The sequence below is a fragment of the Bacillus sp. JH7 genome (genome assembly GCF_001563515.1).
In the GTDB taxonomy this organism is placed as follows: Bacteria; Bacillota; Bacilli; order Bacillales; family Bacillaceae_G; genus Bacillus_A; species Bacillus_A cereus.
This window is the reverse complement of the sequence record NZ_LPUS01000022.1, coordinates 487,738-514,431: the sequence shown is the minus strand read 5'-3', so window position 1 is coordinate 514,431 and position 26,694 is coordinate 487,738. Positions and strand designations below refer to the sequence as shown.

The window sequence follows — 26,694 nt, the reverse complement described above, 5'->3', positions numbered from 1 at the left end:
AGCATGGCCGATGTGTTAAAAAAAGAAGGAAATATTAAAAATTAAGATTGTCTAATAGGCTTAAACCTTAACTTATCATTAGTGTTATAGAAAAGATTATATGTAAATGGTCATAGGAAAAGAATGATTAGACTCTTTTAGACAAAAGGTGGTTGTATACCATAGTACGAGGAATGTTGGACTTAATTTCTAATTAACTGTATATTTACAAAAATCTAATAAAGTTCATTTGTTATTTAAACGACATTAACATATATTAGATAAAATAGCCCTTGTAATGAATCAATTATTATGAGGAGGATTCACGTGGACAGAAATGCTTTAAGAAAAGTAAAAGGCCTTATTGGATTATTAATGGTTTTTGTATTAGCATTCGTATCATTTCCGTGGAGTACATCAGTCAAGGCGGAAGAGAAAAAGCAAGAAAAGGCATCAAGTGAGAAGAAGATAGTTTTTCCAGTTGTAAGTGATGTGCATATTAAAAATAGTGGAACGGATGATACGTTTCGCTGGAAAAGAGCGATTGAACAGTTTAATACATTAGCACCAAAGCAAGATGCGTTTGTTATTGTAGGTGATTTCACAGATACAGGATCAGTGCAGCAATATGATCGTTTCATGCAAGTGTATAATGAAAATGCAAATAAAGATGCAGTGCGAATGAATTCTCTCGGTAACCATGATTATTGGAACGGTTTATCCGTAGAGGGTGCACAGAAGCGTTTCTTAGAAAAAACAGGTATGGAATCAATTTATTATCATAAGGTGGTAAAAGGTTATCACTTCCTTGTTATGTCTCCAGAGAATGGAACAACACATGGTTATTATTCGGACAAGCAAATTAATTGGTTAAAAGAAGAAATGGCAAAAGCACAAAAAGATGATCCAGAAAAACCGATTTTTGTATTTTTACATCAACATATTAAAGATACAGTGTATGGTAGTCAGGAATGGGGAACACAAGATAGCGCAAAAATTAATGCAGTGTTAAAAGAATATCCACAAGTTATTACGTTTTCAGGTCATTCACATTATCCGTTAGATGATCCGAGATCGATACATCAAAAAGACTTTACATCAGTTGGTACATCTTCAGTAAGTTATATGGAAGTTGAAGGTGGTAAAGTACAAGGGAATATCCCGCCAGGAGCTAGTACGTTAAGCCAAGGTTTATTAGTAGAAGTAGATGAAGAAGAAGTGACGATTAATCGCCGTGATTTCCATACGAATTCTTGGACAGGCGAGCCTTGGAAAATTAAATTACCAGCAAAGAAAGAAACATTTACACATGTAGAAGATCGTGATAAAGAAAAGCCTTACTTTGCTAAAGATGCAAAGCTTGCTGTATCAAATGTAACGGAAAATGCGGCAACAGTAACATTCCCGCAAGCATTGGACAACCTCCTTGTTCACTCTTACCGTGTGCAGGCTAGAGATAAGCAAACGGGTGAAATAAAAAATAAATTGTTAGCATTCTCAGAGTTTTATCGTGATCCAGTGCCGAAAGATCTTACGTTTACGCTTGCAGGGTTAGATGGCGGGAAAGCATATACACTTGAAGTAGTTGCGATTGATTCATTTGGCAATGAAACCGCACAGCCGTTAACTGCGGAAATTACTACGAAAAAAGATAATATTGACCCGAATGTGAAAGTACCAAAAGCTGATGTTTTCGATGTAAACTTTGCAGATGGTACATTTAAAGACAATTCACCATTTGGTACAAAAGGTGATGTGAAGGGCAATGTGACTATTGAATATGATAAAGCATTGAAGAAGAATGTTATGAAGTTAAACGGAAAAGCAAATACATTTGGATACCTTCCATTTTCAGCAGCACAAAAAGAGAAAATAGTAAATACGTTTACATTAGAAACTGTATTTTCAATGAATGAAATTCGCGGACAAGGTATTTTGCAAAATACAGAGAGCGGCGGAATTGGATTTGAGTCTACAGGAAGTGGATATGTTGAATTATGGGCTCACATTGGAGGTAGCTATAAACGTGTTGGTGTTCAATTAGAAGCGAACAAAACGTATCATTTAACAGGAACGTATAACGGAAGCGAATTGGCAATTTACGTAGATGGTAAAAAAGTAAATAGTCAGCCAGCTCAAGGAAAAGTTTATAACCCGAACGTACCATTTGCATTTGGAGCGGATCCTGATAGTAACGGAAATGGTGGTATTCCGTTAAATGGACAAATCGCGTTAGCAAAATTATATAGTAAAGCTTTAAGTTCTTCAGAAGTATTAGCATCATACAATGAGTTTTCTAACCGTACGAAGTTAGAGCAAGTAAATGCGTTATTTGAAGAGCTTGGAAAAGTAAAAGAAGTGTTAGTTAGTACGTATGAATTTGGTGATAAGCCAGGTCAATATTCAAAGGAAGCCTTTCAAGAATTAGAGAAAAGCTATAACATTGCAAAGCAAGCATTTGAAAATGTAGGAAGTACTGGGGAACAAATTATTCAAACATATACCGAATTAAAATCAGCTAATGTAACATTCGTACAATCTAAAGTAGTAGAACAACCGAAAACACCGAAAGAAAAATTACAAATCAATATTGAATCTGCAAAAGTAGTAGTGAAAAAAGCACAAGATGCAAATGTAACGGACGGTTCAGTGAAATCATTGCAACAAAAAATTACAGTTGCAGAAGCTGTATTACAAGATGTGCAAGTAAAAGATGCACAGGTAGAAACGATGAATCGTACATTAGAGTATGCGATTTCACTTGTTGAAAAAAGTATGAACAAATAAGAGAGAAGAAAAGAAGCTTATCATGATAGGCTTCTTTTTTGTTATACTAAAAGTAGCATAGAAAGAAGGAGCGAATAATTTGGAACAGAAAAAGCTAAAAAGAATTCTTGAATATGTATGGATCGCGGTTGTGCTCCTTGTAGGATATTATTTATTAAAAGATAAAAGTATTTGGGTTTTATTCTTAATGACGTTTTTATTAGCAGGATTAGGAACGTTATTTATTAACTTCTTCTTTGATAGTTTGAATGCCTGGAAGAAGAAAAAGAAGGGGACGAAGTAAAGGAGGGAATATATGCAAAAGTGGAAGCTCATATATCAGGTGATTATTTTCTTAGTGCTTGTGGGTATTGGAATGATCAAATACTCGACACCAATAGGAAATTGGGCATGGTTTACAGCTTGCATCGGCATATTTTTCATTTTACAATCGTTAACGAAAAAATATAATAGTACAGAAAGATAGCTCGCCGTTTTATCGGCGAGCTATTTTGTTATGCTTTTTTCTGTTCATCATTTGTTTTTTCAATAGCTAAATGACTATGCTTTCTAGAGTAGAAGAAATAGAAGCATAAGCCGACTATAAGCCAAACTGCAAAGCTAATCCATGTTGTTTTAGACAAATTGATCATTAAATATAAGCAGCAAAGAATTGCAACAACTGGTAATACAGGTACGAAAGGTGTACGGAATCCGCGTTTTAAATCAGGGTGTGTTTTTCGTAAAATAAGTACTGCGCAGCAAACGAATGTAAAGGCTGTTAATGTGCCGATGTTTACTAAATTCGCTAGCAAATGTAAGTCTAAAAGGCCTGCTAATAAAGCAGCAACAACGCCAGTAATCCACGTATTTAATAAAGGGATTTTTACTCTTTTATTTACACGTGCTAACGCTTTTGGAAGTAGACCGTCACGGCTCATTGCATACGAAACGCGAACTTGTCCATACATAACGACTAAGAGGACGGTTGTCATTCCAGTCATCGCTCCAACAGCGAGTAGTCCTGCAATTGTATCCTCACCAACGAAATGCAATGCAAATGCAACTGGATCAGAAACGTCTAATTGCGTATAAGGAACCATACCTGTTAAAACGAAAGATACAATCATATATAAAACAGTACAAATAAGAAGAGAACCGATAATACCAATTGGTAAATCACGCTGCGGTTTTTTCGTTTCTTCTGCAGCGGTTGCGATTGCATCAAATCCTAAGAAGGCGAAGAACACAGTGGCAGCCCCAGTAATAATACCGTCGTATCCGAATGGAATGAACGGTGTCCAGTTTTCAGGTTTTACATATTTTGCGCCTGCTACGATAAAAGCGATAATAACTGCTAGCTTGATAAGAACCATAATATTATTAATGCGAGCGCTTTCGCGTATACCGAAGCTTAAAAGACCGGTAATGATTAGTAAAATACAAACAGCGGGTAAATCGATGAGGCCACCTTTTCCTACGCCAGGCGCCGAGGCGATTATGGCGGGCAGGTGTATATTGAAACCTTGTAGTAATGATTGTAAATAACCAGACCAACCGACAGCTACTGCTGCAACGGCAAGTAAATATTCGAGCATTAAACACCATCCGACGATGAAGGCGACGACTTCTCCGACTGTCATATATGCGTAAGTATACACACTTCCTGAGACAGGAATAGAAGAAGCAAATTCAGCGTAACAAAAGGCTACACAAGCACAAGTAAATGCAGCAATAAGGAATGATAGCATAATACCAGGACCAGAATGTTTTGCTGCAACAATACCTGTTAATACAAAGATCCCTGTCCCAATTACGGCGCCGATTCCTAAAAACGTTAAATCGAGTGCAGTTAATGTTCTATCTAGCTGCTTTGGTGATTCAGTACTAAGCGCTTTTTTTCGTAATAATGACTTCACTTTGGACTCTCCCCCCGTTTTTTCATTTCCATAACTGCGACTATAGTATGAGCCCATTAAAAAAGAGTAAGTAAGGAAGTGGAGGTGCAGTTATGGTATGTAGTTTTTTAAAATTGCTGGATTAATCTTAATATAATTCAGAATATTTTGTCAAATAAAAATATGACAAATAAAATGCGGATCAATAGGGGAAACTACTTGCAGAAATGGACGAGGGTTAACGACCCACTGATTAAAGTTAAAGTAGGAGCAGATGCTATGTTATTTTATTTTGAACTTGTCGTCATTTTACTTTGTACGAAATTAGCTGGTGACATTAGTGTGAGACTTGGTCAGCCTTCTGTACTTGGTAAGTTAATTGTCGGTATTATTATCGGTCCGGCTGTACTCGGTATTATTAATAGTTCTGAACTGATTGATGAACTGAGTGAGATTGGTGTTTTGTTACTTATGTTTATGGCGGGACTTGAAACGGATTTAGAAGAGTTAAATCGGAATTTGAAATCGTCATTTGCAGTAGCGGCTGGTGGAATTATTTTTCCTTTCATCGGTGGTTATGTAACAGGATTGCTGTTTGGATTAATACAATCCCATGCCATTTTTTTAGGGTTATTACTTTGCGCGACATCGGTTAGTATTACGGTGCAGACGCTACGTGATCTAGGAAAAATGAATACGAGAGAAAGTACAACAATTTTAGGTGCTGCCGTATTTGATGATGTCATTGTCGTTATTTTATTAGCATTTGTAATGAGTTTTTTAGGAACACAAGATGTGAATATAACACTTGTCATTGTAAAGAAAATTATTTTCTTTGTAAGTATTGTTTTTATTGCTTGGAAAGTCGTTCCTTGGATTATGAAAATGCTTGTCCCGCTTCGTGTAACAGAAGCGTTAATTAGCGCGGCTCTTATTATTTGCTTCTCTTTTTCTTATTACAGTGAAATGATGGGAATTGCAGGCATTATTGGAGCATTTGCAGCAGGAATTGCTATTTCTCAAACAGAGTATAAGCATGAGGTGGAACATAAAATTGAACCGATTGCTTATGCAATATTTGTTCCAGTATTCTTCGTAAGTATCGGAATGGAAATTACATTTCAAGGCATTGGAAGCCAGCTTTGGTTCATTATTATTATGACTCTCATTGCAATTTTCACAAAGTTAATCGGATCAGGTTTAGGAGCGAGACTGACAGGATTTAATCTCCAATCTTCTATTAGTATTGGCGCGGGGATGGTATCACGTGGTGAAGTAGCGCTTATCATCGCTGCAAATGGACTTACGGCGAATTTATTAGCGAAAGAAAATTTCACAGCGATTGTTATTGTTGTTATATTGACGACGATTATTACACCGCCACTTTTGAAGAAATATTTTGTATAGAGAGGAAGGGCTTATCTGATGTAGGTAAGCTCTTTTTTTATTCCCAAAAGCAATGATCATATAGCATGAAGGGTTTGTAATTATGGTAAAATCTATGTATGTGATATGACAAGGAGAGGGAAGTGTGAAGATTACGAAGGAGAAGGTTATCGGTGTAATCGTACTTATTGCAGTATGTATACCATTTACGGCATGGAAAGAATCAAAAGTGAAAGATTTTCCGGTTTCTATTTTTTCGGAAGAAGCAGATGGTGAGTACGGTCAGAAGCTGAAATATACTGCTTTTTTACCTGATGTTGCGATTTGGATGAACGGTTGGGAAAAGAAGTGGACAGAAGGGGAAAGAACTGTTTATCAAAAAGGGAATCGCATTGTAAATGTGTTTCATCCTCCTGGCGATGATGGTTATTACCTTCTTGAAGCAAGAGAAAATAAGTGAACGCAACCGTAAGAAGTGGAGGTTAAATAGTGAAAGCTTCAACATTACTATTTAAAATTGAAAGTAATATGGATCAATTTTCACCAGCTGAGAAGAAGGTTGCCATGTACATAATGGAGAATGCAGAGATTGTTCCGAACTTAACGACGAAAGAAGTGTCAACGAATGCAGGCGCAAGTGAGGCGAGTGTCGTTCGTTTTTGTAAGTCGATTGGGATTGGGAGCTTTAAAGCATTTAAGATAGCACTCGTTCGTGAATTAACGATTGCTGATTATAATATTAACGATTTTTCAGTGATGAATACAGAAGATGGACCGTACGATTTATTTAATAAAGTTACTTATGTGAATAAAGCTGCAATTGAGGCGAGCGTGACGGCGATAGATAAAAAAGAACTTGAAAAAGCTGCAGATCGTATTGTAAATGCCGATAAAATTATCTTTTATGGAGTAGGCGGATCAGCTACTCCGGCGATGGACGGAGCTTATAAATTTACAAGGCTCGGATTTACAGCGATGATGCTATCTGATTTTCATATGATGCTGCCGCTTGTGACGAATTTAAAAGAAGGCGATATATTTGTTGCGATTTCAACATCTGGTCGAACGAAAGATGTGCTTGAAATGGCGCAGTATGCAAAGAGACAAGGTGCAACTGTTATTGGAATTACGAAACTAGATCAATCATCACCGTTATATAAAGAAGCGGATATTCGCCTTTGTATGCCAGATGTAGAACAAGATCATCGTATTGCGAGTATTGCTTCGAGAATGACGCAATTGAATATGATCGATGCTTTATATGTGATTACTTTCAATCGAATTGGTAATAAAGTATTGAATCAATTTATGGAGACACGAGAAGAAGCGTTGCGGTTACGGAAGTTAAAGTAGAAGAAAAGATGAGGAGACTCATCTTTTTTTATCCCGCTATTTGCCGTGCAGTAAGACCCTCACTTCAAAATTCAGCGGAAGCAAAGAAAGTTAGGTGGGGATCAACTGCCCGTTAATGCCCGATTGGTGCGGGCTAATAATCAGTGGGGATGAACAAAACCCCCACTGATTAAAGTTTCACTTTATGATCTTTGACAAAAATATGTCATGTTGTGAAATTTTATTTCGTAAAATAAGAAAGAGTCATTGATTTTTAGTTTCTTAAAGTTATAATAAAAGTGTGAAATATAATTTCAAAGAGGGTGGCAATATGTTAGAAAATTTATCGACAGAACATCGTAATGAGAAAACAATGAATTTGGATGAGATGAGCATAAAAGAAGTGTTGCAAAGTATGAATGAAGAAGATCGAACTGTTGCGTTAGCAGTTGAAAAAGAGATAGAACAAATTGAAAAGGTTGTACAGACTGTTATTAAATCTTTTGAAGAAGAGGGACGTTTAATTTACATTGGTGCTGGTACGAGTGGTCGTTTAGGTATTCTAGATGCAGTGGAATGTCCGCCGACATTTGGCACGGATGATAAAATGGTGCAAGGATTTATAGCCGGTGGATTGAAAGCGTTTACTAAAGCGGTGGAAGGTGCTGAAGATCGCGAAGAGTTAGCAGAAGAAGATTTAAAAAGTATTGGATTAAATGAGAAAGATACAGTGATTGGAATTGCTGCAAGTGGTAGAACTCCTTACGTAATTGGCGGCTTGAAATACGCACAGAGCGTAGGAGCGAGTACAGCGAGTATTTCTTGTAATAAAAATGCTGAAATAAGTAAATATGCAAAGTTAAATGTGGAAGTAGAGACAGGTGCAGAAATATTAACAGGATCAACACGTTTAAAAGCTGGTACAGCACAAAAATTAGTGTTGAATATGATTTCAACAGCTTCGATGATTGGTGTAGGAAAAGTATATAAAAACTTAATGGTAGATGTTCAATCCACAAATGAAAAGTTAGTAGAACGGTCAAAACGAATTATTGTGGAAGCAACAGGCGCTAGTTATGAAGTAGCGGCAGAGTATTATGAAAAGGCAGAACGTAACGTAAAAGCTGCCATTGTTATGGTGTTGTTGCAGTGCGAATATGGGGAAGCACTGGAGAAACTAAAATGCGCAAAAGGGTTTGTGAAGAAAGCACTATAAAATAATAGGGAGGGGGATTCTATTATGAAGAAAGAAGAGAGAATGGCCAAGGAAATTTCGGAGCAACTTGGAGGAATAAAAAATATTCGTAGTATTGCTCATTGTATGACGAGACTACGATTAACGCTTCATGATGAAAGTAAAGTAAACATGGACCTTTTGAAAAAGGTTGAAGGTGTTATGGGTGTTATAGAAGATGAGACGCTTCAAGTTGTCGTTGGTCCAGGAACAGTAAATAAAGTAGCAGCTGAAATGGAAGGCTTAACAGGACTACGAATTGGTGAGGTAGCAGATCATCACCTTGAAGATATTGGGCAAGAGATGAAATCAGAGATTAAGAAGAAAAATAATACACCGGTGAAAAACTTTTTACGAAAAATAGGAAGTATTTTCATTCCGTTAATTCCAGGACTTGTTGCGTCAGGAATTATAAACGGGGTTGCTAACTTTGCGAAAAATGCTGGTGCTGATCCAAATGCAACGTGGTTACAAATGTTACTACTCATTGGCGGCGGTATCTTTACATTCTTAGGAATTTTAGTTGGTTGGAATACAGCGAAAGAGTTCGGTGGGACACCGGTTCTTGGGGCAATTGCTGGTATTTTAATTTTCAACCCGGCGATGGCAAACGTAAAATTGTTTGGTGAAGCATTAGTGCCTGGACGGGGCGGATTATTCGCAGTTATTTTTGCAGCATGGCTTATGGTTGTAGTGGAAAGACAAGTTCGAAAAGCAGTGCCAAATGCAGTTGATATTATTGTGACACCACTCATTACTGTATTAGTTGTAAGTATCGTAACGATGTTAGCCATTCAGCCATTAGCAGGTTTCTTATCAGATGGTATTACGAGCGGAATTAATGCGATTTTAAATATTGGCGGAGCATTTGCTGGCGCAGTACTTGCGGGAACATTTTTGCCTCTCGTTATGGTCGGATTGCATCACGGTTTAACACCAATTCATATGGAATTTATTAATCAAACACACGTAACACCTTTATTACCAGTACTTGCAATGGCTGGTGCTGGCCAAGTGGGCGCAGCAATTGCGATTTATGTGAAAACAAAAAACAAACGACTTCGAAATGTAATTAAAGGTGGATTGCCAGTTGGCTTTTTAGGAATTGGTGAGCCGCTATTATACGGGGTTACATTACCACTTGGGAAACCGTTTATTACTGCTTGTTTAGGAGCGGCTGTCGGTGGTGCATTCCAAGCAGTTATGCAAACGGCTTCACTTGGAATTGGCGTATCAGGGCTATCTTTAATTCCGTTAATTGCTGACAATAAATATTTACTATATTTCTTAGGTTTAGTAATTGCATATGCTTTCGGATTTATCTTTACGTACTTCTTCGGATTTAAAGAAGAAATGGCAGAAAACATATAGAGAAAGGGATTCCTTTCTCTTTTTCTATTAATAGAAAGGGAGATTTACATGATCGGAGTTTCCATTTATCTTTCAAAAGAACGAGTAGAGAAACAAGAAGAGTGGTTAAAAGTAGCGAAGGAAAATGGGTTTACATCTATTTTTACATCACTGCACATTCCAGAAGATGATCCAAATACGTATAAAGAGTTAATTCAAATATTAGGGAGACAAGCTCTTGCACGTGAAATGGAGCTAATGGTTGATGTTTCTCCAAAATCGTTACACCATTTAGGGCTAACATATGAAAATGTGGAAGAGTTATTGAACTGGGGCATTACCGGTTTAAGAATGGATTACGGCATTGCGCCAAAAGAAATTGCAAGCGTATCTCATAAGATGAAAGTAGCTTTAAATGCGAGTACGATTACAAAATCATTTTGGAAAGAATTACTTGCAGAACATATAAGAGTAGAGAATGTAGAAGCATGGCATAATTTTTACCCGCGCCCAGAGACAGGACTAGCAAAGTCTTTCTTACAAAAACAAAATCAATATTTACAGAAGTGCGGAATAAAGACAATGGCATTTATTCCAGGAGATGCGGAAAAACGAGGGCCGTTATATGAAGGGTTACCAACGTTAGAAAAACATCGCAATATGCGCCCACTTGAAGCGTACTTAGAACTTGTTCAAGATTGTGGTGTTGATAAAGTATTGATTGGAGATATAAGCGCAAGTTTAAAAAGTATGCAAGAAGTAGCTAGTACAAGTAGAGGGATTATTCCATTGCGTTACAAATCATTTATAACTGATAAAGAAGTATTAAAAGTGGTAGAGCAAGTGCATACAAATAGACTAGATCCGGCTCGTGATGTTATTCGATCTGTAGAATCAAGGGAAGGAAATAGAGTGGTGATAAAGCCGATGCATACAATTGTAAGAAAGAAAGGGAGTATTACAATTGATAATGAATTGTACGGTAGATATGCAGGGGAGATGCAAGTTGCCATAAATGATTTATCTGTAGATGAGAAAGTGAATGTTGTTGGAATGGTTGTAGAAGAGGACGTGTCTTTACTGCCTTATATTGGTGCTGGAAAAATGTTTCAACTTTTTCTATGCGATAGAATAAAAGCTTGAATTAGCGCTATTTCGTATGAAAACATTATCCGTAAAACGGATAATGTTTTTGTTTTCTTTAAAAAAGTATTTGACGAATGAAATAAAATACCGTATTGTTTTGACTTGTAAATAAAAGTTCACCATAACAAAACAAAAAGGAGAGTTCAAAATGAATCAATATATTGGGAATTTAATTATTCGTATCGTGTTAGGAGTTACGTTCTTTGCACATGGTTTAGCAAAGTTTCAATCAGGTATTGATAACGTAGCAGGATGGTTTACAAGCATCGGTTTACCAGGTGGCCTTGCATACGGCGTAGCAACTGTAGAATTAGTTGGTGGTATATTATTAATTATCGGTTTAGGTGTACGATATGTAGGATTGTTATTCGCTCTTATTTTAGCTGGAGCTATCGTAAAGGTAAATGGAGCAGCAGGTTTATTAGGAGATGGAAAGAATCCAGGATATGAATTAGATCTTGCATTATTATCAATGGGTGCGTATTTATTCGTAGTAAAAGCAGAAGGATATGTAGATCGTTTCTTAAAAGAGAAAGTAATGAAAACGAAGTAAATTTTATTTATAAATTGTTGACTTGAAGAATTAATGTAACTATAATGATTACAGCTAATAGATTAAGAGTAAAACAATTTAAATGTTTTTTTATACAAGATGTAACCGTGATGGTTACGTCTTGTGTAAAAATAAATAAACGGGAGGAAGTAATATGCCTAAATCAAATTTAGAAATTATTAAAAGCACGTATGAAGGATCAGCTTCTTCGAATGCAAAGCATTTAGCAGAAGCCCTCTCTGAAAAAGTGGAATGGACAGAGGCAGAAGGTTTTCCGTACGGCGGAACATATAAAGGCGTAGAAGCTATAATGGAAAATGTATTTAGCCGTTTAGGATCAGAATGGGATGATTATAAAGCAAGTGTAAATACATATCATGAAGTAAACGGAAAAGATGTAATTATTGCTGAAGGTATGTATTCTGGAGTTTATAAAGAAACAGGAAAATCATTTGAAGCAGAATTTGTTCATGTATGGCAACTTGAGAACGGAAAAATCGTGAAGTTTAAGCAATATGTAGATAGTCATATTGTTAGGGAAGCGATGAAGAGATAATGCTTTTTAAATGGATCGTAGGTATATGCATTACAATTATAGTAATTTTCTCGTCTATAGTTGGCGGAAAGAAATTGCTTGCATATGTGGAAAAAGAAAATAAAAATATTCAAACCGAGCGAGCGGCAAACGAAAAAGAGAAAAAAGCTGCAGAAGAAGCTCCGCAAATTAGTGAAGGTGAAATTATTTCTACTATGCATAAAATGGTGCACCAAAAGGTAAAATCCTCTGAAAAATGGGGATTTGTAGAGATGACAAAAAAGGAAATTTCTAATGTAAAAAGAGATATTGAAAATAGTACAGGTTTTCAATATAAAATGAAGTTATTTTCTATTATAAATAGGTGGGAAAAAGGAGATTTTTCTCAAACTGTTGAGGAGCATAACTTTTTATGGAGCCTTCAAGGTGGAGATACTGGCAAGGCGACGGAACGTTTATCGCCAGAAGAGGAAAAGCAGTATATAAGAGAAATGAAGAGTAAATAAAAACATCGCCAACCTAGATGACGATGTTTTTTCATTAAGAATGTTTTCGTATTAAAGGTCTAGTTGGCTGAACGGCAACAGTTTTGAAATGAGAAAATAAATAACATCCTGTTACAACGACAACTGTCCCTAAAATTTGTATCCACGTTAATTCTTCTCCGAGGAATATGAATGCTAAAATGGCTGTGAAAATTGGATTGAAGTTTAGAAAAATACCTGATGTAGTTGCGCCTAATTTTTGTACGCCAATATTCCAAAATACCATACAAAGAACTGTCGAAATAAGCCCAGTATATAAAAGTGATGTGATGAAAGAAGTATTTATATTTGAAACAGTGAAGCTACCTATGTTGAACGGTAGTAATAAAATAACGCCGAAAATACCAGAGTACAACGTTGCCATAAGTGGTGTAGTTGTTTTTGTTGCCCATTTACTACAAACAGAATAGATTCCCCAAATACAAACTGCTGCAATCATCCATAAATCACCGCTATTAAAATGTAGTGAAAATAAAAGCGAGAAATCACCTTTTAATAGGACGAGGATGACCCCGAAGAATGAAAGAATCATGGATAGGATTTGAAGTGTATTTATTTTTTCTTTTAGAAATAATACTGAAAATAATGCGATTGAAATTGCATTCAATGTAGAGATAAGACCTACATTCGTAGCGGATGTTTTTTCTAATGCTAAAAATTGAAAGATGTTAAAAAGAGCGACTCCTGAAATTCCCATGAATATTAACGGAAGTATCGCGGTACGTGGTGGAAGGATTTTCTTTTCTTTAAACCATACCATTGGTAATAAACAAACAATCGCAATCAGCCACCTTAAACTTGTCAGTGTCATCGGTGATGCATGATCGACGAGTGATTTTCCAACGACGAAATTTCCTCCCCATAATAAGCTCGTTAGTAATAGTAAAAAGACGTAAAAATAAGGCATGATAAAATCCCCTTTTTTGTAATCAATACTAATTGTAAATAATTTTAGCATTTTTCTTTATTATGTAATATATTCTTTTGTATAATGGTGAAAACTCGATAAAATATTTAGTTTAAAATGATATTTACAGAAAAATATTCAGTTTTATATAAATTATAAGTTGTTTTTTCGAATAATCATCGGTAAGAAAAAAGGAGGAATTGTAATGGAGTCGTCTGTTATTAAAGTGTTGGATGATTTGGATGTACAAATTTTAGATATATTGCAGAAGGATTCACAAGTAAGTAATGCAGAGCTGGCACGTCGCGTTAATTTATCACCGGCTGCGATGCATGCAAGAATAAAAAGGTTAGATGGGGAAGGTTTCATCGATAAGCAAGTTGCGATTTTAAATCAAGAAAAGCTTGGGTTTGATTTATTATGCTTTATTTTTATGAGTACGAATATTCATCAATTTGACAAGTTGGAAGTGTTGGAGAAAGAATTAGAATCAATGCCGGAAGTGTTAGAATGTCACTGTTTAACAGGAGAGTACGATTATTTATTAAAGGTTGCAAATCGTGATCGTAAAGAACTAGAGCAGTTTATTAGAAAGCTGAATAAGCTTGGTATTACACGTATACAGACGAGTTTGGCACTTCGTGAAATTAAATATTCAACAGTATTGCCGATACGAGATGAGGAACCGAGCATCGATTAGATTGCTTGGTTTTTTGTTTGTATAAAGTGATTGACGAGGAGAAAAGAGAGCTGTATTATTATATAAAATTATGAATTAAAATTCATTTAAAGTTATAAATATTAATATCGAGGGCAAGGGGATGTAATATGAAAATCTGTAATGCGGTGACGAGTGATGTGAAAGAAATTTATAGTCTTATTGAGGTTTATGCAAAAGAGGGAGTTGTTTTACCACGTTCTCTTTTGTCTCTTTATCAATATTTGCAATGTTTATATGTTATGAAAGAAGATGAGAGAATTGTTGGAGTTGCTGGATTGCATGTATTAGGGGAAGATCTTGCAGAAATACGATCGTTAGTAGTTTCGCATACATATGTAGGGAAAGGAATAGGGCGTATGCTCGTAAATCATGTAATGGAGGAAGCTACGAAAATAAATGTAAGAAGAGTAATTTCCTTAACATATGAAACAGTATTTTTTCAAAAGTGTGGATTTGATTTTGTAAATAAAGAAACGTTGCCAGAGAAAGTATGGATTGATTGTAGACATTGCCCAAAGATGGATTATTGTGATGAGGTGGCGATGGTGCGGTATGTTGGATAAAAAATTTATAGGGAAAAAGTTCCCACTATTATTTACATATATAGTGGGAATATATATTTCCATAAGAAATGGATAGGTTATTAAGAATTTGAATTCGTTTGTCTTACGGCAAAATTATAAAGTGGATCTTTAAGTTCATAGTTATACGTTAAACCGTCGACAATTCCTACAACTTTATCATTATCATAAAGGTCGAGCATAAATTGTGCCATTTGTTTTGCAGTGTGGAATTTTGGTACAACATTATCGTATTGGAATTCATCAATATCAAATGAACGCTTCGCAAATTCTGTTTCAGTTGCAGCAGGAGCTAAAACTTTTGCTTGCAGTTTTGCGCCTTGTTCTTTCAGTTCGTGAGACAGCCCTTCTGTAAATGCACTTACATAGAATTTCGTAGCGCAATACGTAACAGCATCAGCAACAATCGTGTATCCGCCGCCCGATGAAACGTTAATAAGCTGTGTTCCATCAACCATTGAATAATCTCTAACGAAAAGAGAAGAGAGTATTGTTAGTGCTTCTATATTGACATGCAACATCGTCTCGATTTTATTTAAATTTTGTTCGGCAATTGAGGCGAAATTACCAAAACCTGCGTTATTAATCCACGTTTCAATTTGAAAAGCTTGTAGGCTTTCATAAAGTTTATAAACATCTTCAGTAACAGATAAATCAGTTCGTCGAATGACAACATCCAACTCTGGATGCATTTCGTTAATTTTCAATTTTAATCCATCTAATTCTTCTTGTCTTCGAGCTACAAGTACTAAATTTTTCCCGCGAGATGCAAATGCTAAAGCTGCTTCATAACCAATTCCGGAACTTGCACCAGTAATAACCGTATATTTCATATAAAATCCCCCTAAATTCAAATTCATTTATGGTTAGATTGTATTTGTTAGAGTATACTCTAAGTCAAATGTTTTTTATAAATTTGATACGTTCATAAAATATATAAGGATAAGCATGTGGAGGGAGTTTAGTATGTATACAATTAGTGAGGTAGCAAAATTATTAGGATTGAGCACACATACACTACGTTATTATGAAAAGGAAAATATATTGATTGCAAATCGTGATACAAATGGAAATCGACTTTACGAAGAGTCACATATAAAGTGGTTGCAGTTTGTAATGAAATTAAAACAAACGCAAATGCCAATAGCGAAAATAAGAGAATACGCTAGATTATATACAGAAGGGGCGCATACAACAGAAGCTCGTTTACAGCTCCTAGAAGATCATAGGAAATCTATTCAGATTCAAAGAGAAAACTTAGAGGTTACAGAGAAGATGCTTGAGAATAAAATTATTGCATACAAGGCCTCTTTGGAAAATAAATAGAAAACAAAATCCGCTCCTTAGTTATAGGATAAACATGGATTTGATCTCATAGTGTGTTGGCAAATAAAAAAGAGCAGCTAGCAAAAGCTAACTGCTCCATTCAAGGGATCTCTCCAAGGGGGAGTGGAGAAAATATTATGTTACTAGCATTATTGACAGATTATTAGGAAATATACAAATCGGATGAAAGAAATTTTAAATAAACTTTCGGCATTGACAATTTTTAAAATGTTCATGTACAATACATATGAATGACATTCAGTCATTTTTTTATGTGACAGGATGCATTTAGCTTAGAAATGAACAAATACAATGGTAAATGAGGATGATAGTTGTTTTTATATAGTATTGATGAAAGAGTATATTTTTTAAAACAAAAATGACTGATAGTCAGTCATAAGAGGTGAGAGGTATGAAAAATAGAGCTTGGTTATATGTCATATTAACATGTATCTTTGAAATTTTTTGGGTGTTTGGTTTTAATACGGCTAATACTTGGTGGCATTGGATTATTATTTTAGGAGTTATCGCTGTTGATTTTCACTTCCTTTCTAAAGCGTGTGAACATCTTGCAACAGGAACTGTATATGCTATTTTCGCTGGAGCTGGTACGGTAGGTACTTTCTTAATGGATGTATTTCTTTTCGGTGGAAGTTTCAGCGCAGGCAAACTATTCTTCATTCTTATGGTAGTAGCCGGCGTTATCGGTTTAAAGTTAGCTGACAATAAAGAAGAAACTGTGGAAGGAGTTGCTTAAAAATGGGTTGGTTTTTCGTATTTTGTGCTGCAATTAGTGAAATAGTCGGTGTGATAGGACTTAAAATGTATAGTAAAGATAAGACATTAGCCAATGGTGCGATTTATATAGGTGGGTTTGCTACATCCTTCGCATTTTTGTATACTTCCTTCTTATTTTTACAAGTAAGTGTCGCGTATGCGGTTTGGATTGGTATCGGAACAGCGGGTGCAGTTTTGTTAAACATGTTCTTGTTTGGTGAGTCGAAAAGTAAAGCGCGTATCATTAGTGTGTTTCTTATTGTATGTGGAGTGACAGGATTAAAGGCACTTTCTTAAAGATATATTGTATTTTTATCTCCTAATTGTTTATTAGGAGATTTTATTATAAAAAAATGATTTCCTCTTAGAGTTCACTATCATTGACAGTACAATCGATTATCTTATAAAATGAGTGACAGTCATTCAATATGCGTGTGAAAGGGTTTAGATGATGAATAAAAAAGAGAAAATTGTCTATGCAGCTATTGAAGTGTTTCAGGAAAAGGGCGTCGAAAAAACGAAGATTTCTGATATCGTGAAATTAGCTGGCATTGCGCAAGGAACTTTCTATTTATATTTTCCTTCTAAGTTATCTGTTATGCCTGCAATAGCAGAAGTGATGGTTGAAAAGATGATACTTGCAGTGAAAGAAAAAGTGCAAAACGATGCGCCTTTCTCAAGTAAAGTGACGCAAGTAATAGATGCGGTGTTTCACTTTATAGCTGAATATCGTGAAATACAAGCTTTAATGTATGCTGGTCTTGCATCTACAGAACATATAAAAGAATGGGAAGCTGTGTATGAGCCTCTTTATATGTGGCTAAGTGAATTTTTAAATGAGGCAAAAGAAGCCGGTGAAATTCGTGATTCGGTTCACGCAGAGCGAACAGCGAAGTTATTTATCGCTCTAGTTGAATCAGCAGCGGAACAAGTGTATTTATATGATCATAAAGATGATGAGCAAGTCGATTTGCAAAAGGCAGAAGTACTAGATTTTTTAACACATGCACTACATATAAAGAAATAGTGAGATGAACCTGTCTGAAAAGGTAGGTTCATTTTTGAGGAAAACTGAATGATAGTCATTCACCTAATGCGTATGTATGTGTGGAAGGATAGTGTGAAATTCTAACGAGTAGGGGGCATCTCTACTCATGACCAGCCCACAAATAGAAGGATAGAGAAAAAGCTTCTTGGGCATTATTTTTTGAGAGGAACTTACGGGAAGAGGTGTTAAAAAGTGAAGAAACCGATAAAAGAACAAAAGATGGTATTGGTCATTCTTTTGAGTAATATATTTATCGCTTTTCTAGGGATTGGATTAATCATTCCGGTTATGCCGTCCTTTATGAATGATATGCATTTAACAGGGAAGACGATGGGATATCTCGTTGCAGTGTTTGCAATGGCACAGCTCATTACTTCACCTATTACAGGCCGGTGGGTTGATCTTTACGGTAGAAAGAAAATGATAATCATTGGATTATTTATTTTTGGTGTTTCAGAGCTTCTTTTTGGATTAGGAAAAGATGTATGGATGCTTTATGTAGCAAGGGTATTAGGCGGAATTAGTGCTGCTTTTATTATGCCTGGTGTTACGGCATATGTTGCGGATATTACATCTATTCAGGAACGTCCAAAGGCGATGGGATACTTATCTGCGGCTATTAGTACTGGATTCATTATAGGTCCTGGAATCGGCGGATTTATTGCAGAATACGGTATACGTGTGCCGTTTTTCGTTGCAGCAGTAATTGCTTTTATAGCATGTGTGATTTCGATCTTTATTTTAAAAGAACCGTTAACGAAAGAAGAACTTGCAGAGATTTCTTCTAATACGAAGGAATCAAGTTTTATTGGTGATTTAAAGAAATCATTACATCCAATGTATGCAATTGCATTTATTATCGTATTTGTACTCGCATTCGGATTATCAGCGTATGAAACAGTGTTTAGCTTGTTCTCTGATCATAAATTTGGCTTCTCGCCGAAAGATATCGCAGCAATTATTACAATTAGTTCAATCTTTGGGGTAGTTGTGCAAGTATTTATGTTTGGCAAATTGGTAGACATGTTCGGTGAGAAAGTATTAATCCAAATATGTTTAATTGTAGGTGCAGTATTAGCATTCGTCTCAACTGTAGTCTTTAATTATTGGATTGTACTTCTCGTTACTTGTTTCATTTTCTTAGCATTTGATTTACTTCGTCCAGCTTTAACGACATTTTTATCAAAAGCAGCCGGAAAAGAGCAAGGATTCGTCGCTGGTATGAACTCGACTTATACGAGTTTAGGAAATATCGCAGGACCAGCGATGGGCGGAATATTATTTGATATGAATATTCATTATCCATATGCATTTTCAGGCGTTGTTTTAATAGTTGGTCTCGCTATTACATTTATGTGGAGAGAGAAACAGTTGGCTGAAAGTTTTGCGAAGTAATAAAACCCCTTACGACGTGAGGTAAAGTGACCCCCGACAACGGGACACATATCAAAACACCTAAACCATCTGTTCCCTAAATTCTTTAGGGGATAGGTGGTTTGATTTTCATTGAATTTTCACATAATTGTAGTGATGAATGTATTCTAGCACAATCTTTCGCACAGTTTGGATACTTTTGTTATCTTTTGTGAATCGAAAGCTTCACTTTTTAAATGGCCAAAGAAGCTTTCCATGACGGCATTATCATGGCAATTTCTTTTACGGGACATGCTGGTGATGATGCCGTTTTGTTTGGCATACGCTTGAAATTCCTTCGCAGTATAAATACTTCCTTGATATGAGTGAAGGATGACATTTTTTACTTTTCACCCTCTCATTGCTTGTTTCAATGTCTTCGTCGCTAATGTCAGTGTTTGTAATTCGTTGATGACACAACTAATAATTTCGCGATTAAGGGCATCCATGATCGTTGATAAATATAAGGTACGCTCTCCTAATAAGAGATACGTCACATCCGTAAACCTGGATGTATTGAATTGGCACTCCAATCGATCAGGGGCTACCATTGGTTCCGCACCATTGATATATTTCTTTTTTTCGACGTCCTTTACTTTCTCTTCTAAATGGGATACCACCCGCATTTTAACGAAAGTATACGCTAAGCAAATTTTGACATAAAAAAAGCCGATTTTTCTACTCTAAGAAATTTTCGATTCTAATTCGTTATAGGTTAGTTGTTACTTTGTGTGCTTCATATTCTTTCACTATTTTATAAAAGTATTTTTCTTCAGTTTTAATAGTTTCATAAACTTAACTCCTATTATTTCACTATTTTTCTACCTTGGATAAATTTCTTGTGTGAATATTTTACATATAAAATTATCTCTTTACATTTTCTACCATAATTATACCTCTACAAACTAATATTGATTTCCCAATAATCTGTTTTAATATTTAAATCTTAAAAGTAATTAATCTTTTATAGGAAGATATTTTTAAGCACATTTATTTTGCTTAAAGGTATCTTTAAATAGCATAAGTGAACAAGGCTTGCTGGAAGTAATGAAATAAGAGCAATATTTAAAATAAGATTGCAAAATGCAGAGAGTTTAAAAATTTAATGAAAATTTTATATTTGCCCTACATTTTATTTAATTAATTTTCTCTATCTTATACATGTTGGAATTCATATAATACCTTTCTGTTAAAGAAGGAATTGTACTGAGCTACGCATTAGATAAAAAAGTGATAATGAAAGGTAAATGTATAATGAAAAAAATAAAAAAGTTAATTGTTCCAATTAGCTTTAGTTTATTGCTAATTGGATGTAGCGGTAAAGAATTGAATGGGAATTGGAGATTAGCGGATAATGACACTACTTGTCCTGTTTCTTACCAGTTTGATAAGAAAATCGAAGTTAATCCAGAAAATAAAAAAAAGAAAACTATATGGTTAATAGAGATGCATACTCAAAAAATAGCAAATGAATATAAAAATGCAGGGACATACACTTGGCTTGATAATGAATGGATAAATATTGATTATGGAAACAATTTTACTCAAAAACAAAAAATGGTACAAGATAAAGACAAATTAACAATTTATTTTCCATGGGTAGAAAAAGTATGTACGTATAAAAAAACAAAGTAGGATGCCTTCAAAATTATAGAAGAAACTATGGATTGATAAAGGAACTTTAGATGTATGGCTAAAAAGCAATCTAGATATTATATATATTTGATATGTATGTAATGGAATACAAGCTGGTTTTGCTTGTTATCTAGTCAATGATACTTTATTCCAAACTTGGCTGTATGCGATAAGTTCTATTCATAATGGAGCTACATTTTCAATGAGGGAAAATATTAGAATGATGCTAGTAAGGTATTTAAAAATATGCTTTATTAGAGACATTCTGCACTTTCCTTCTGAAAATGATAAGATTTCAATGTAGAAACGTGGAATTTTATAGCCATTCAAAAAATACTAAAAGAATTTGTCTTTTTAAGGGAATGATAGGAATTCAAACTATTTTCAAAAAGAATGAATTACACATTAGTAATTTTGCAGATGAAATTAATAGAGTAATCAATTTTTTATTTGAATATAAGGAAGAAAAAGAAGAGGTAGGATAAAATGAAGCCGATTACAATTCTAATAGCTGATGATGACTTGAAGATTGCTGAATTAATTGAAATACATTTAAAAAAAGAAGGATACCAGGTTGTAAAAGCAACTGATGGAGAAGCCGCAATTGAAATTATTCAATCGCAGGCAATTGATTTAGTGGTTTTAGACATCATGATGCCAAAAATGGATGGTTATGAGGTGACGCGTCAAATCCGTACTAAACAAAATATGCCAATTATTTTCTTAAGTGCGAAAACATCTGATTTTGATAAAGTGACGGGTCTTGTACTAGGTGCAGATGATTATATGACGAAACCTTTTACACCAATTGAATTAGTTGCACGTGTGAATGCTCAACTTCGCCGATTTCTTACGTTAAATCAACCGAAAGTAGAAGAAACATCTGTTTTAGAGGCTGGAGGCGTTGTCATTGATTTTGAGAAAAGAACGGTACATGTATACGGAGAACGAATTGATTTGACACCAAAAGAGTTTGATATTTTATATTTATTGGCAAGTCATCCGAAAAAAGTATATAGCCTTGAAAATATTTTTCAGCAGATATGGACAAATGATTATTATGATGATAACAATAATACAGTTACGGTGCATATTCGTACTTTACGAAAGAAACTTGGAGAAGATAAAAGGAAGAACAAGTTAATAAAAACGATATGGGGAGTAGGTTATACTTTCAATGGCTAAAATAGTAAAAAGTTTTAGGTTTAAAATGATTGCCTTGTTTGCACTAAGTATGATGTTAGCAGCTTTCGGAACATATATAATTTATAAAACATTAGGGTTCTCTTTTAGAATGATGGTTAGTCATGAAGACTATGTAGCAAATAGAGTGGTTGGGGGAAGTATTTATTTCTCTTTCCTTTCCTTCACTTTGCTATCTATTTTATTCTTTTTCTTTTTAACGAAACCTTATTTAAGGTATTTTGATGAAATTTCTAATGGCATTCATCATCTCTCTAAAGGAGATTTCACACATAAAGTTTATATTTCATCAAATGATGAATTCAGCGATATTGCACGCGCAATTAATATTGCAAGTGAAAAATTAAAAGAGGCGGTTGAACGAGGAGACTTTGCAGAAAGTAGTAAAGATCAACTTGTTGTTAACTTAGCTCATGATTTAAGAACACCATTAACATCTGTCCTAGGTTATTTAGATTTAATTCTCAATGAGAAAAACTTAACTGCGGAACAAATTAAATATTATTCTACAATTGCATTCGCAAAATCACAACGACTTGAAAGTTTAATTGATGAGTTATTTGAAATTACACGAATGAACTATGGTGTACAACAAATAGATAAAAAAAACATTAATATAAGTGAATTGCTCGTGCAATTAGATTTGGAATTATATCCATTATTAGAGAAAAATCAATTAGAGGCTAGATTACATGTTGCACCAAATTTAACTATCAACGGTGACGGGAATTTGTTAGCACGAGTATTTGAAAATCTTCTAACAAATGCGGTTCGATATGGAAATAATGGGAAGTTTGTTGATATGAATGGATACATTGAAGATGGAGACGTTGTTGTACAGATTATTAATTATGGAGAAAGTATACCAGAAGAAGAGTTACCTTATCTTTTTGATATGTTTTATACAGGTGATAAAGCAAGAACAGTACAGAAAAATAGTACGGGTCTTGGATTATTTATTGCTAAAAATATTGTTGAGAAACATAATGGGAAGATTTCTGCAGAAAGTAATGTAGTGAGAACAATTTTTGAAGTGAGATTACCAAAAGAAGAGAATTGAAAAATTTAATAAATATTTAATTATTACCCCACTTTTTATTTAATTAATTTCTTCTATCCTATTTATAGGTTAGGCCAAAGAGAAATTACTAATAAAAGGTGGGGCTTTTTATATTGCGAAAAGTATACGCCTAGATTTTTATCACAATTTGATTTTAAAAGAGATATGTTAATACTTTGAAATCTAATTTATATATAATTTCTAAAAATGTTAACTAATTATACAAACGGAAATAATGGTCTCCAAAAATAAAGTACAAGAAATAGTGAGGATAATATGAAGACAGTAAATAAGGTAGTCATTGTTGGTGTATTAACAGTTGGTATAGGAGCTGGGGCTTATATGAATTTTGCCGGAAGTTCTGAACCAGTTATGACCTATAAAACATCTGAAGTACTAGAAAAACAAATCGAAAATCAGCAAAAGTTTGCTGGTGAAGTGATTCCAAATGGAATGGAGATCATTTCATTTGATCCAACAAAAGGTACGAATGAACTAGCTGTTAAAAAAGGCGATGAAGTAAAGAAAGGACAGCTTCTGTTTAAATACAATGATCCAACTGTTAAACAAGGTGTAACAGAAGTGGAAATGCAAAAGAAAATTGCACAAAAAGAAGTAACATTACAACAAAAACAAATTGATGCAGCAAAACAAAAGCTACAAAAAGATAAAAATGCTGGTCTTCCTGCAGAAGCAGTAAAAGCGTCAGAGATTGAAATTCAACAATTAGAATCACAGCTTGAAATGAAGAAGTTTGAAGTAGAAAAAGCGGATGAAATGATTAAAGTAGCAAAAGAGAAAGTAAACACACTTTCTGTTATGAGTCCTGCTGACGGTGTAATTGATGATATTATTACAGCTTCTAATGAAAGAAACGGTATGAGCGGAATTACACTTCGCCATGCAGGTCCATTTAAAGTAGCAGGTCAAATGTCTGAATTTGAACTTGCTAATGTAAAAATTGGACAAGAAATAACAGTTTCATCAAAAACTGTAGCGGGTAAAACATGGACAGGAAAAGTAACAGAAATTGGTTCTACACCATTAAAAAGTATGGATGAAAACAAAACAGTTTCTAGTTATCCATTTACTGTGACGTTAGACAATAGTGAAGGCTTACAAAATGGTTTCCACGTATACGTAGAAACTAAATCAGGCGAAGCAAAGGGTACAGTCATTCCAAAGACCAGTATTTTAAAAAAAGGTGATAAAAACGTTGTCTTTGTTGTAAAAGACGGAAAAGCAAAAGAACAAGTTGTTACGGTTGAATTTGAAACAAGTAATGAAGCAAAAATTTCCGGAGTGAAAAAAGGAGAAAAAATTATCTCTAGACCTACTGTAAATCTAAAAGATGGTATGGAGGTTGCCACGCAATGATTAATTTACAAGGCATTACAAAATCTTTTCAAAATGGTGAAGAATCCATTCAAATATTGCACGGAATTGATGTAACGCTAAATCAGGGAGATTTCACTTCTATCATGGGGCCTTCTGGTTCTGGTAAATCAACATTAATGAATATTATTGGGTGTTTAGATAAGCCTACGACAGGTTCCTATGAATTAGCTGGACAAAATATTTCAAACATGTCTGAAACCGAGCTTGCGCATGTTCGTAATAAAGAGATTGGATTCGTATTTCAAAACTTCATGTTACTGCCACGACTTACAGCGTTGCAAAACATTGAATTACCACTTATTTATGCGGGAGTCGATAAAAAGGAAAGACAAGAGCGTTCATTAGCAGCCTTAACAAAAGTTGGTTTAGCTGATCGCGATACCCACTTTCCAAATGAATTGTCAGGTGGACAAAAACAACGCGTTGCAGTTGCACGCGCAATTGTAAATAACCCGAAATTTATTTTGGCAGATGAACCAACAGGTGCACTAGATACGAAAACAAGTGAACAAATTGTAAATCTATTTTATGAATTAAACAAGCAAGGTTCAACGATTATTATGATTACTCACGATCGTGAAATCGGGGAAGCCGCAGCACGTCAAATCGTTATTCGTGACGGAAACATTGTTCAGGATTGGAGAGAATAAAATTGAATATACATGAAAATATACGTATGGCTATCTCTTCTATCTTTGCCCATAAAATGAGATCTATTTTAACGATGCTGGGAATTATTATTGGAATCAGTGCGATTATTACAATTCTCGCAACGGGGGATGGAAATACTGCAAAGATGCAAAAAGAGATTGAAGAGAGCCGCCATATGGATGAAATTAATATAGAGTATATCAACCCAGATTTTCCGCTGGAAATAGCGAAGATTACACCAGATATGGTAAAGCAATTAGAAGTAATACCAGGTGTAAAGGATGTGTACCCACATGTGAATATGGACGTAAAAGCATATGTAGGTTCAAAAGAAGCTTCTCTTAATTTAAATGTGGGAACAGGTAATTTTATGCAGGATCACAAACTACGAATGATACATGGGCGTGAGTTAACAGAGACTGAGCTGGAAAAACCAATTCCTGTTTTGATTATCAGTGAAGCTCTATTTAAAAAACTATATGATACATGGGAAAATGATTTATATATAGATATAAAAGGAAAACCATATAATATTGTCGGGGTGTACAAATATGATAATATATGGCAATCAAATGTGTATGCAGGATATACCTCGGTTGACAATGCACCGTTGATCTCAGGTGTTGAGGAATATAATGCAGTGACCATTAAGTTATCTTCTTCTAGCGAGCGAGAAATTGTAGGGAAACAAGCTGTATCTGTATTAAATGGATTGAAACCACCAGAATTTGAGCATCTATTTACAGTAGAGGATGAGACAAAAAACGATTTGGTCGTAGAAGAATCATTAGATACGATGAAAATGGTATTCACTGGTGTTGCTGGAATCTCTTTAATCGTAGGTGGTATTGGTGTGATGAATATCATGCTTGTATCTGTTACAGAGCGTACACGTGAAATAGGTGTTCGAAAAGCACTTGGTGCAACGAGAAGGGAAATATTAATGCAATTTCTTATTGAAGCTTGTATTTTAACAGCATTAGGTGGAGTAATTGGTTTTGTGTTAGGTATTTTCTTTGCTTGGGTATCAGCAATCGTAGGTGGATGGCCACTTGTTATTTCAGTAAATCTAGGTCTACTATCTGTTGGAATATCTATATTGATTGGCATTGTCTCTGGTATACTTCCAGCAAATAAAGCAGCTAAACTAGACCCAATTGATTGTCTACGATATGAATAATAGTTGTAGGTGAAAGATAAGATATTCTAGAAAAGAGTAAATACCCATATGGGTATTTACTCTTTTTGGA

At 34.9% G+C, this 26,694-nt stretch carries 28 protein-coding genes and 1 pseudogene; 25 read left to right on the top strand and 4 right to left on the bottom strand.

Going from position 1 to position 26,694, the window contains the following annotated elements:
* Positions 1-306: 306 nt before the first annotated feature.
* The 3 genes from AU379_RS23075 to AU379_RS30715 all read left to right on the top strand — a co-directional run bounded on the left by AU379_RS23075 (position 307) and on the right by AU379_RS30715 (position 3,232).
* A complete protein-coding gene (locus AU379_RS23075; RefSeq protein ID WP_025966910.1) occupies positions 307-2,766 on the top strand; it encodes an FN3 and LamG domain-containing metallophosphoesterase family protein in 2,460 nt (819 codons plus the stop codon).
* A gap of 79 nt (positions 2,767-2,845) precedes the next feature.
* Positions 2,846-3,049: a hypothetical protein gene (locus AU379_RS23070; RefSeq protein ID WP_000435800.1), complete on the top strand. Its 204-nt coding sequence runs from the start codon at positions 2,846-2,848 to the stop codon at positions 3,047-3,049.
* 12 nt (positions 3,050-3,061) lie between these two features.
* Positions 3,062-3,232 carry a hypothetical protein gene (locus AU379_RS30715; RefSeq protein ID WP_001174850.1) on the top strand — a complete coding sequence of 57 codons (171 nt, stop codon included), beginning with the start codon at positions 3,062-3,064 and terminating at the stop codon, positions 3,230-3,232.
* Positions 3,233-3,260: 28 nt separating this feature from the next.
* Here AU379_RS30715 and AU379_RS23065 read toward each other — a convergent pair whose 3' ends face one another.
* Positions 3,261-4,664 carry an amino acid permease gene (locus AU379_RS23065; protein WP_000838711.1) on the bottom strand — a complete coding sequence of 468 codons (1,404 nt, stop codon included), beginning with the start codon at positions 4,662-4,664 and terminating at the stop codon, positions 3,261-3,263.
* A 174-nt stretch (positions 4,665-4,838) separates the two neighbouring features.
* On the opposite strand from AU379_RS23065, the gene AU379_RS23060 reads away from it, so the two are divergent.
* The 9 genes from AU379_RS23060 (at position 4,839) to AU379_RS23020 (ending at position 12,685) form a co-directional block, all read left to right on the top strand.
* The gene (locus tag AU379_RS23060) at positions 4,839-6,050 is read left to right on the top strand and encodes a cation:proton antiporter (protein WP_061139763.1); all 1,212 of its coding nucleotides are present in this window, start codon (positions 4,839-4,841) and stop codon (positions 6,048-6,050) included.
* 124 nt (positions 6,051-6,174) lie between these two features.
* Entirely contained in the window at positions 6,175-6,489 is a 315-nt protein-coding gene (locus AU379_RS23055) for a hypothetical protein (RefSeq protein ID WP_000704958.1), read from the top strand.
* 29 nt (positions 6,490-6,518) lie between these two features.
* Entirely contained in the window at positions 6,519-7,382 is an 864-nt protein-coding gene (locus AU379_RS23050) for a MurR/RpiR family transcriptional regulator (protein ID WP_000648164.1), read from the top strand.
* A 310-nt stretch (positions 7,383-7,692) separates the two neighbouring features.
* Positions 7,693-8,577, top strand: a complete 885-nt coding sequence (gene murQ, locus AU379_RS23045) for an N-acetylmuramic acid 6-phosphate etherase (protein WP_000892344.1) — start codon at positions 7,693-7,695, stop codon at positions 8,575-8,577.
* Positions 8,578-8,601: 24 nt separating this feature from the next.
* Positions 8,602-9,966 carry a PTS transporter subunit EIIC gene (locus tag AU379_RS23040; protein WP_000711293.1) on the top strand — a complete coding sequence of 455 codons (1,365 nt, stop codon included), beginning with the start codon at positions 8,602-8,604 and terminating at the stop codon, positions 9,964-9,966.
* 48 nt (positions 9,967-10,014) lie between these two features.
* The gene (locus AU379_RS23035) at positions 10,015-11,088 is read left to right on the top strand and encodes a MupG family TIM beta-alpha barrel fold protein (protein ID WP_061139762.1); all 1,074 of its coding nucleotides are present in this window, start codon (positions 10,015-10,017) and stop codon (positions 11,086-11,088) included.
* A gap of 151 nt (positions 11,089-11,239) precedes the next feature.
* Positions 11,240-11,644, top strand: a complete 405-nt coding sequence (locus tag AU379_RS23030; protein ID WP_001077751.1) for a DoxX family protein — start codon at positions 11,240-11,242, stop codon at positions 11,642-11,644.
* A gap of 154 nt (positions 11,645-11,798) precedes the next feature.
* A complete protein-coding gene (locus AU379_RS23025; protein WP_001126689.1) occupies positions 11,799-12,200 on the top strand; it encodes a nuclear transport factor 2 family protein in 402 nt (133 codons plus the stop codon).
* Positions 12,200-12,685 carry a PRK06770 family protein gene (locus AU379_RS23020; protein WP_000897980.1) on the top strand — a complete coding sequence of 162 codons (486 nt, stop codon included), beginning with the start codon at positions 12,200-12,202 and terminating at the stop codon, positions 12,683-12,685. Before AU379_RS23025 ends, AU379_RS23020 begins: the two co-directional genes overlap by 1 nt.
* Positions 12,686-12,719: 34 nt before the next feature.
* On the opposite strand, the gene AU379_RS23015 is transcribed toward AU379_RS23020, so the two are convergent.
* Positions 12,720-13,631 (bottom strand): DMT family transporter, encoded by a 912-nt coding sequence (locus AU379_RS23015; RefSeq protein ID WP_001146264.1) that lies wholly within the window; start codon positions 13,629-13,631, stop codon positions 12,720-12,722.
* A gap of 205 nt (positions 13,632-13,836) precedes the next feature.
* Between AU379_RS23015 and AU379_RS23010 the strand changes: the two genes are divergently transcribed.
* Together AU379_RS23010 and AU379_RS23005 are read left to right on the top strand one after the other, a co-directional pair.
* Positions 13,837-14,331, top strand: a complete 495-nt coding sequence (locus AU379_RS23010; RefSeq protein ID WP_000446088.1) for an Lrp/AsnC family transcriptional regulator — start codon at positions 13,837-13,839, stop codon at positions 14,329-14,331.
* A 128-nt stretch (positions 14,332-14,459) separates the two neighbouring features.
* Entirely contained in the window at positions 14,460-14,915 is a 456-nt protein-coding gene (locus AU379_RS23005; RefSeq protein ID WP_030023437.1) for an N-acetyltransferase, read from the top strand.
* A gap of 80 nt (positions 14,916-14,995) precedes the next feature.
* On the opposite strand, the gene AU379_RS23000 is transcribed toward AU379_RS23005, so the two are convergent.
* Positions 14,996-15,766, bottom strand: a complete 771-nt coding sequence (locus AU379_RS23000) for an SDR family NAD(P)-dependent oxidoreductase (protein WP_000878071.1) — start codon at positions 15,764-15,766, stop codon at positions 14,996-14,998.
* Between the two features lie 133 nt (positions 15,767-15,899).
* On the opposite strand from AU379_RS23000, the gene AU379_RS22995 reads away from it, so the two are divergent.
* The 5 genes from AU379_RS22995 to AU379_RS22975 all read left to right on the top strand — a co-directional run bounded on the left by AU379_RS22995 (position 15,900) and on the right by AU379_RS22975 (position 19,479).
* Positions 15,900-16,259 (top strand): MerR family transcriptional regulator, encoded by a 360-nt coding sequence (locus AU379_RS22995; protein WP_000288058.1) that lies wholly within the window; start codon positions 15,900-15,902, stop codon positions 16,257-16,259.
* 412 nt (positions 16,260-16,671) lie between these two features.
* Positions 16,672-17,016, top strand: a complete 345-nt coding sequence (locus AU379_RS22990) for an SMR family transporter (RefSeq protein WP_000796019.1) — start codon at positions 16,672-16,674, stop codon at positions 17,014-17,016.
* 2 nt (positions 17,017-17,018) lie between these two features.
* Entirely contained in the window at positions 17,019-17,333 is a 315-nt protein-coding gene (locus tag AU379_RS22985) for a multidrug efflux SMR transporter (protein WP_000539671.1), read from the top strand.
* Positions 17,334-17,484: 151 nt separating this feature from the next.
* Positions 17,485-18,063 carry a TetR family transcriptional regulator gene (locus AU379_RS22980; protein ID WP_001999151.1) on the top strand — a complete coding sequence of 193 codons (579 nt, stop codon included), beginning with the start codon at positions 17,485-17,487 and terminating at the stop codon, positions 18,061-18,063.
* Positions 18,064-18,276: 213 nt separating this feature from the next.
* Positions 18,277-19,479 carry a tetracycline resistance MFS efflux pump gene (locus AU379_RS22975; RefSeq protein WP_000742955.1) on the top strand — a complete coding sequence of 401 codons (1,203 nt, stop codon included), beginning with the start codon at positions 18,277-18,279 and terminating at the stop codon, positions 19,477-19,479.
* Between the two features lie 108 nt (positions 19,480-19,587).
* On the opposite strand, the pseudogene AU379_RS29810 reads toward AU379_RS22975, so the two are convergent.
* Positions 19,588-20,150: pseudogene (locus tag AU379_RS29810) on the bottom strand (DDE-type integrase/transposase/recombinase); the annotation flags it as partial.
* Between the two features lie 601 nt (positions 20,151-20,751).
* On the opposite strand from AU379_RS29810, the gene AU379_RS22970 reads away from it, so the two are divergent.
* The 6 genes from AU379_RS22970 to AU379_RS22945 all read left to right on the top strand — a co-directional run bounded on the left by AU379_RS22970 (position 20,752) and on the right by AU379_RS22945 (position 26,624).
* Complete coding sequence (locus tag AU379_RS22970) at positions 20,752-21,132, top strand: hypothetical protein (protein WP_000721367.1); 381 nt, start codon at positions 20,752-20,754, stop codon at positions 21,130-21,132.
* A 486-nt stretch (positions 21,133-21,618) separates the two neighbouring features.
* The gene (locus AU379_RS22965) at positions 21,619-22,317 is read left to right on the top strand and encodes a response regulator transcription factor (protein ID WP_000802755.1); all 699 of its coding nucleotides are present in this window, start codon (positions 21,619-21,621) and stop codon (positions 22,315-22,317) included.
* Entirely contained in the window at positions 22,310-23,395 is a 1,086-nt protein-coding gene (locus AU379_RS22960) for a HAMP domain-containing sensor histidine kinase (RefSeq protein ID WP_001074332.1), read from the top strand. The genes AU379_RS22965 and AU379_RS22960 overlap by 8 nt, the downstream gene beginning before the upstream one ends.
* Before the next feature lie 276 nt (positions 23,396-23,671).
* On the top strand, positions 23,672-24,772 hold the full coding sequence (locus AU379_RS22955) for an efflux RND transporter periplasmic adaptor subunit (RefSeq protein ID WP_000859793.1): 1,101 nt from the start codon (positions 23,672-23,674) through the stop codon (positions 24,770-24,772).
* Positions 24,769-25,443, top strand: coding sequence for an ABC transporter ATP-binding protein (locus tag AU379_RS22950; protein WP_000609181.1), 675 nt, complete (start codon positions 24,769-24,771; stop codon positions 25,441-25,443). The genes AU379_RS22955 and AU379_RS22950 overlap by 4 nt, the downstream gene beginning before the upstream one ends.
* Positions 25,444-25,445: 2 nt before the next feature.
* Positions 25,446-26,624: an ABC transporter permease gene (locus AU379_RS22945; RefSeq protein WP_001020777.1), complete on the top strand. Its 1,179-nt coding sequence runs from the start codon at positions 25,446-25,448 to the stop codon at positions 26,622-26,624.
* Positions 26,625-26,694 lie beyond the last annotated feature (70 nt).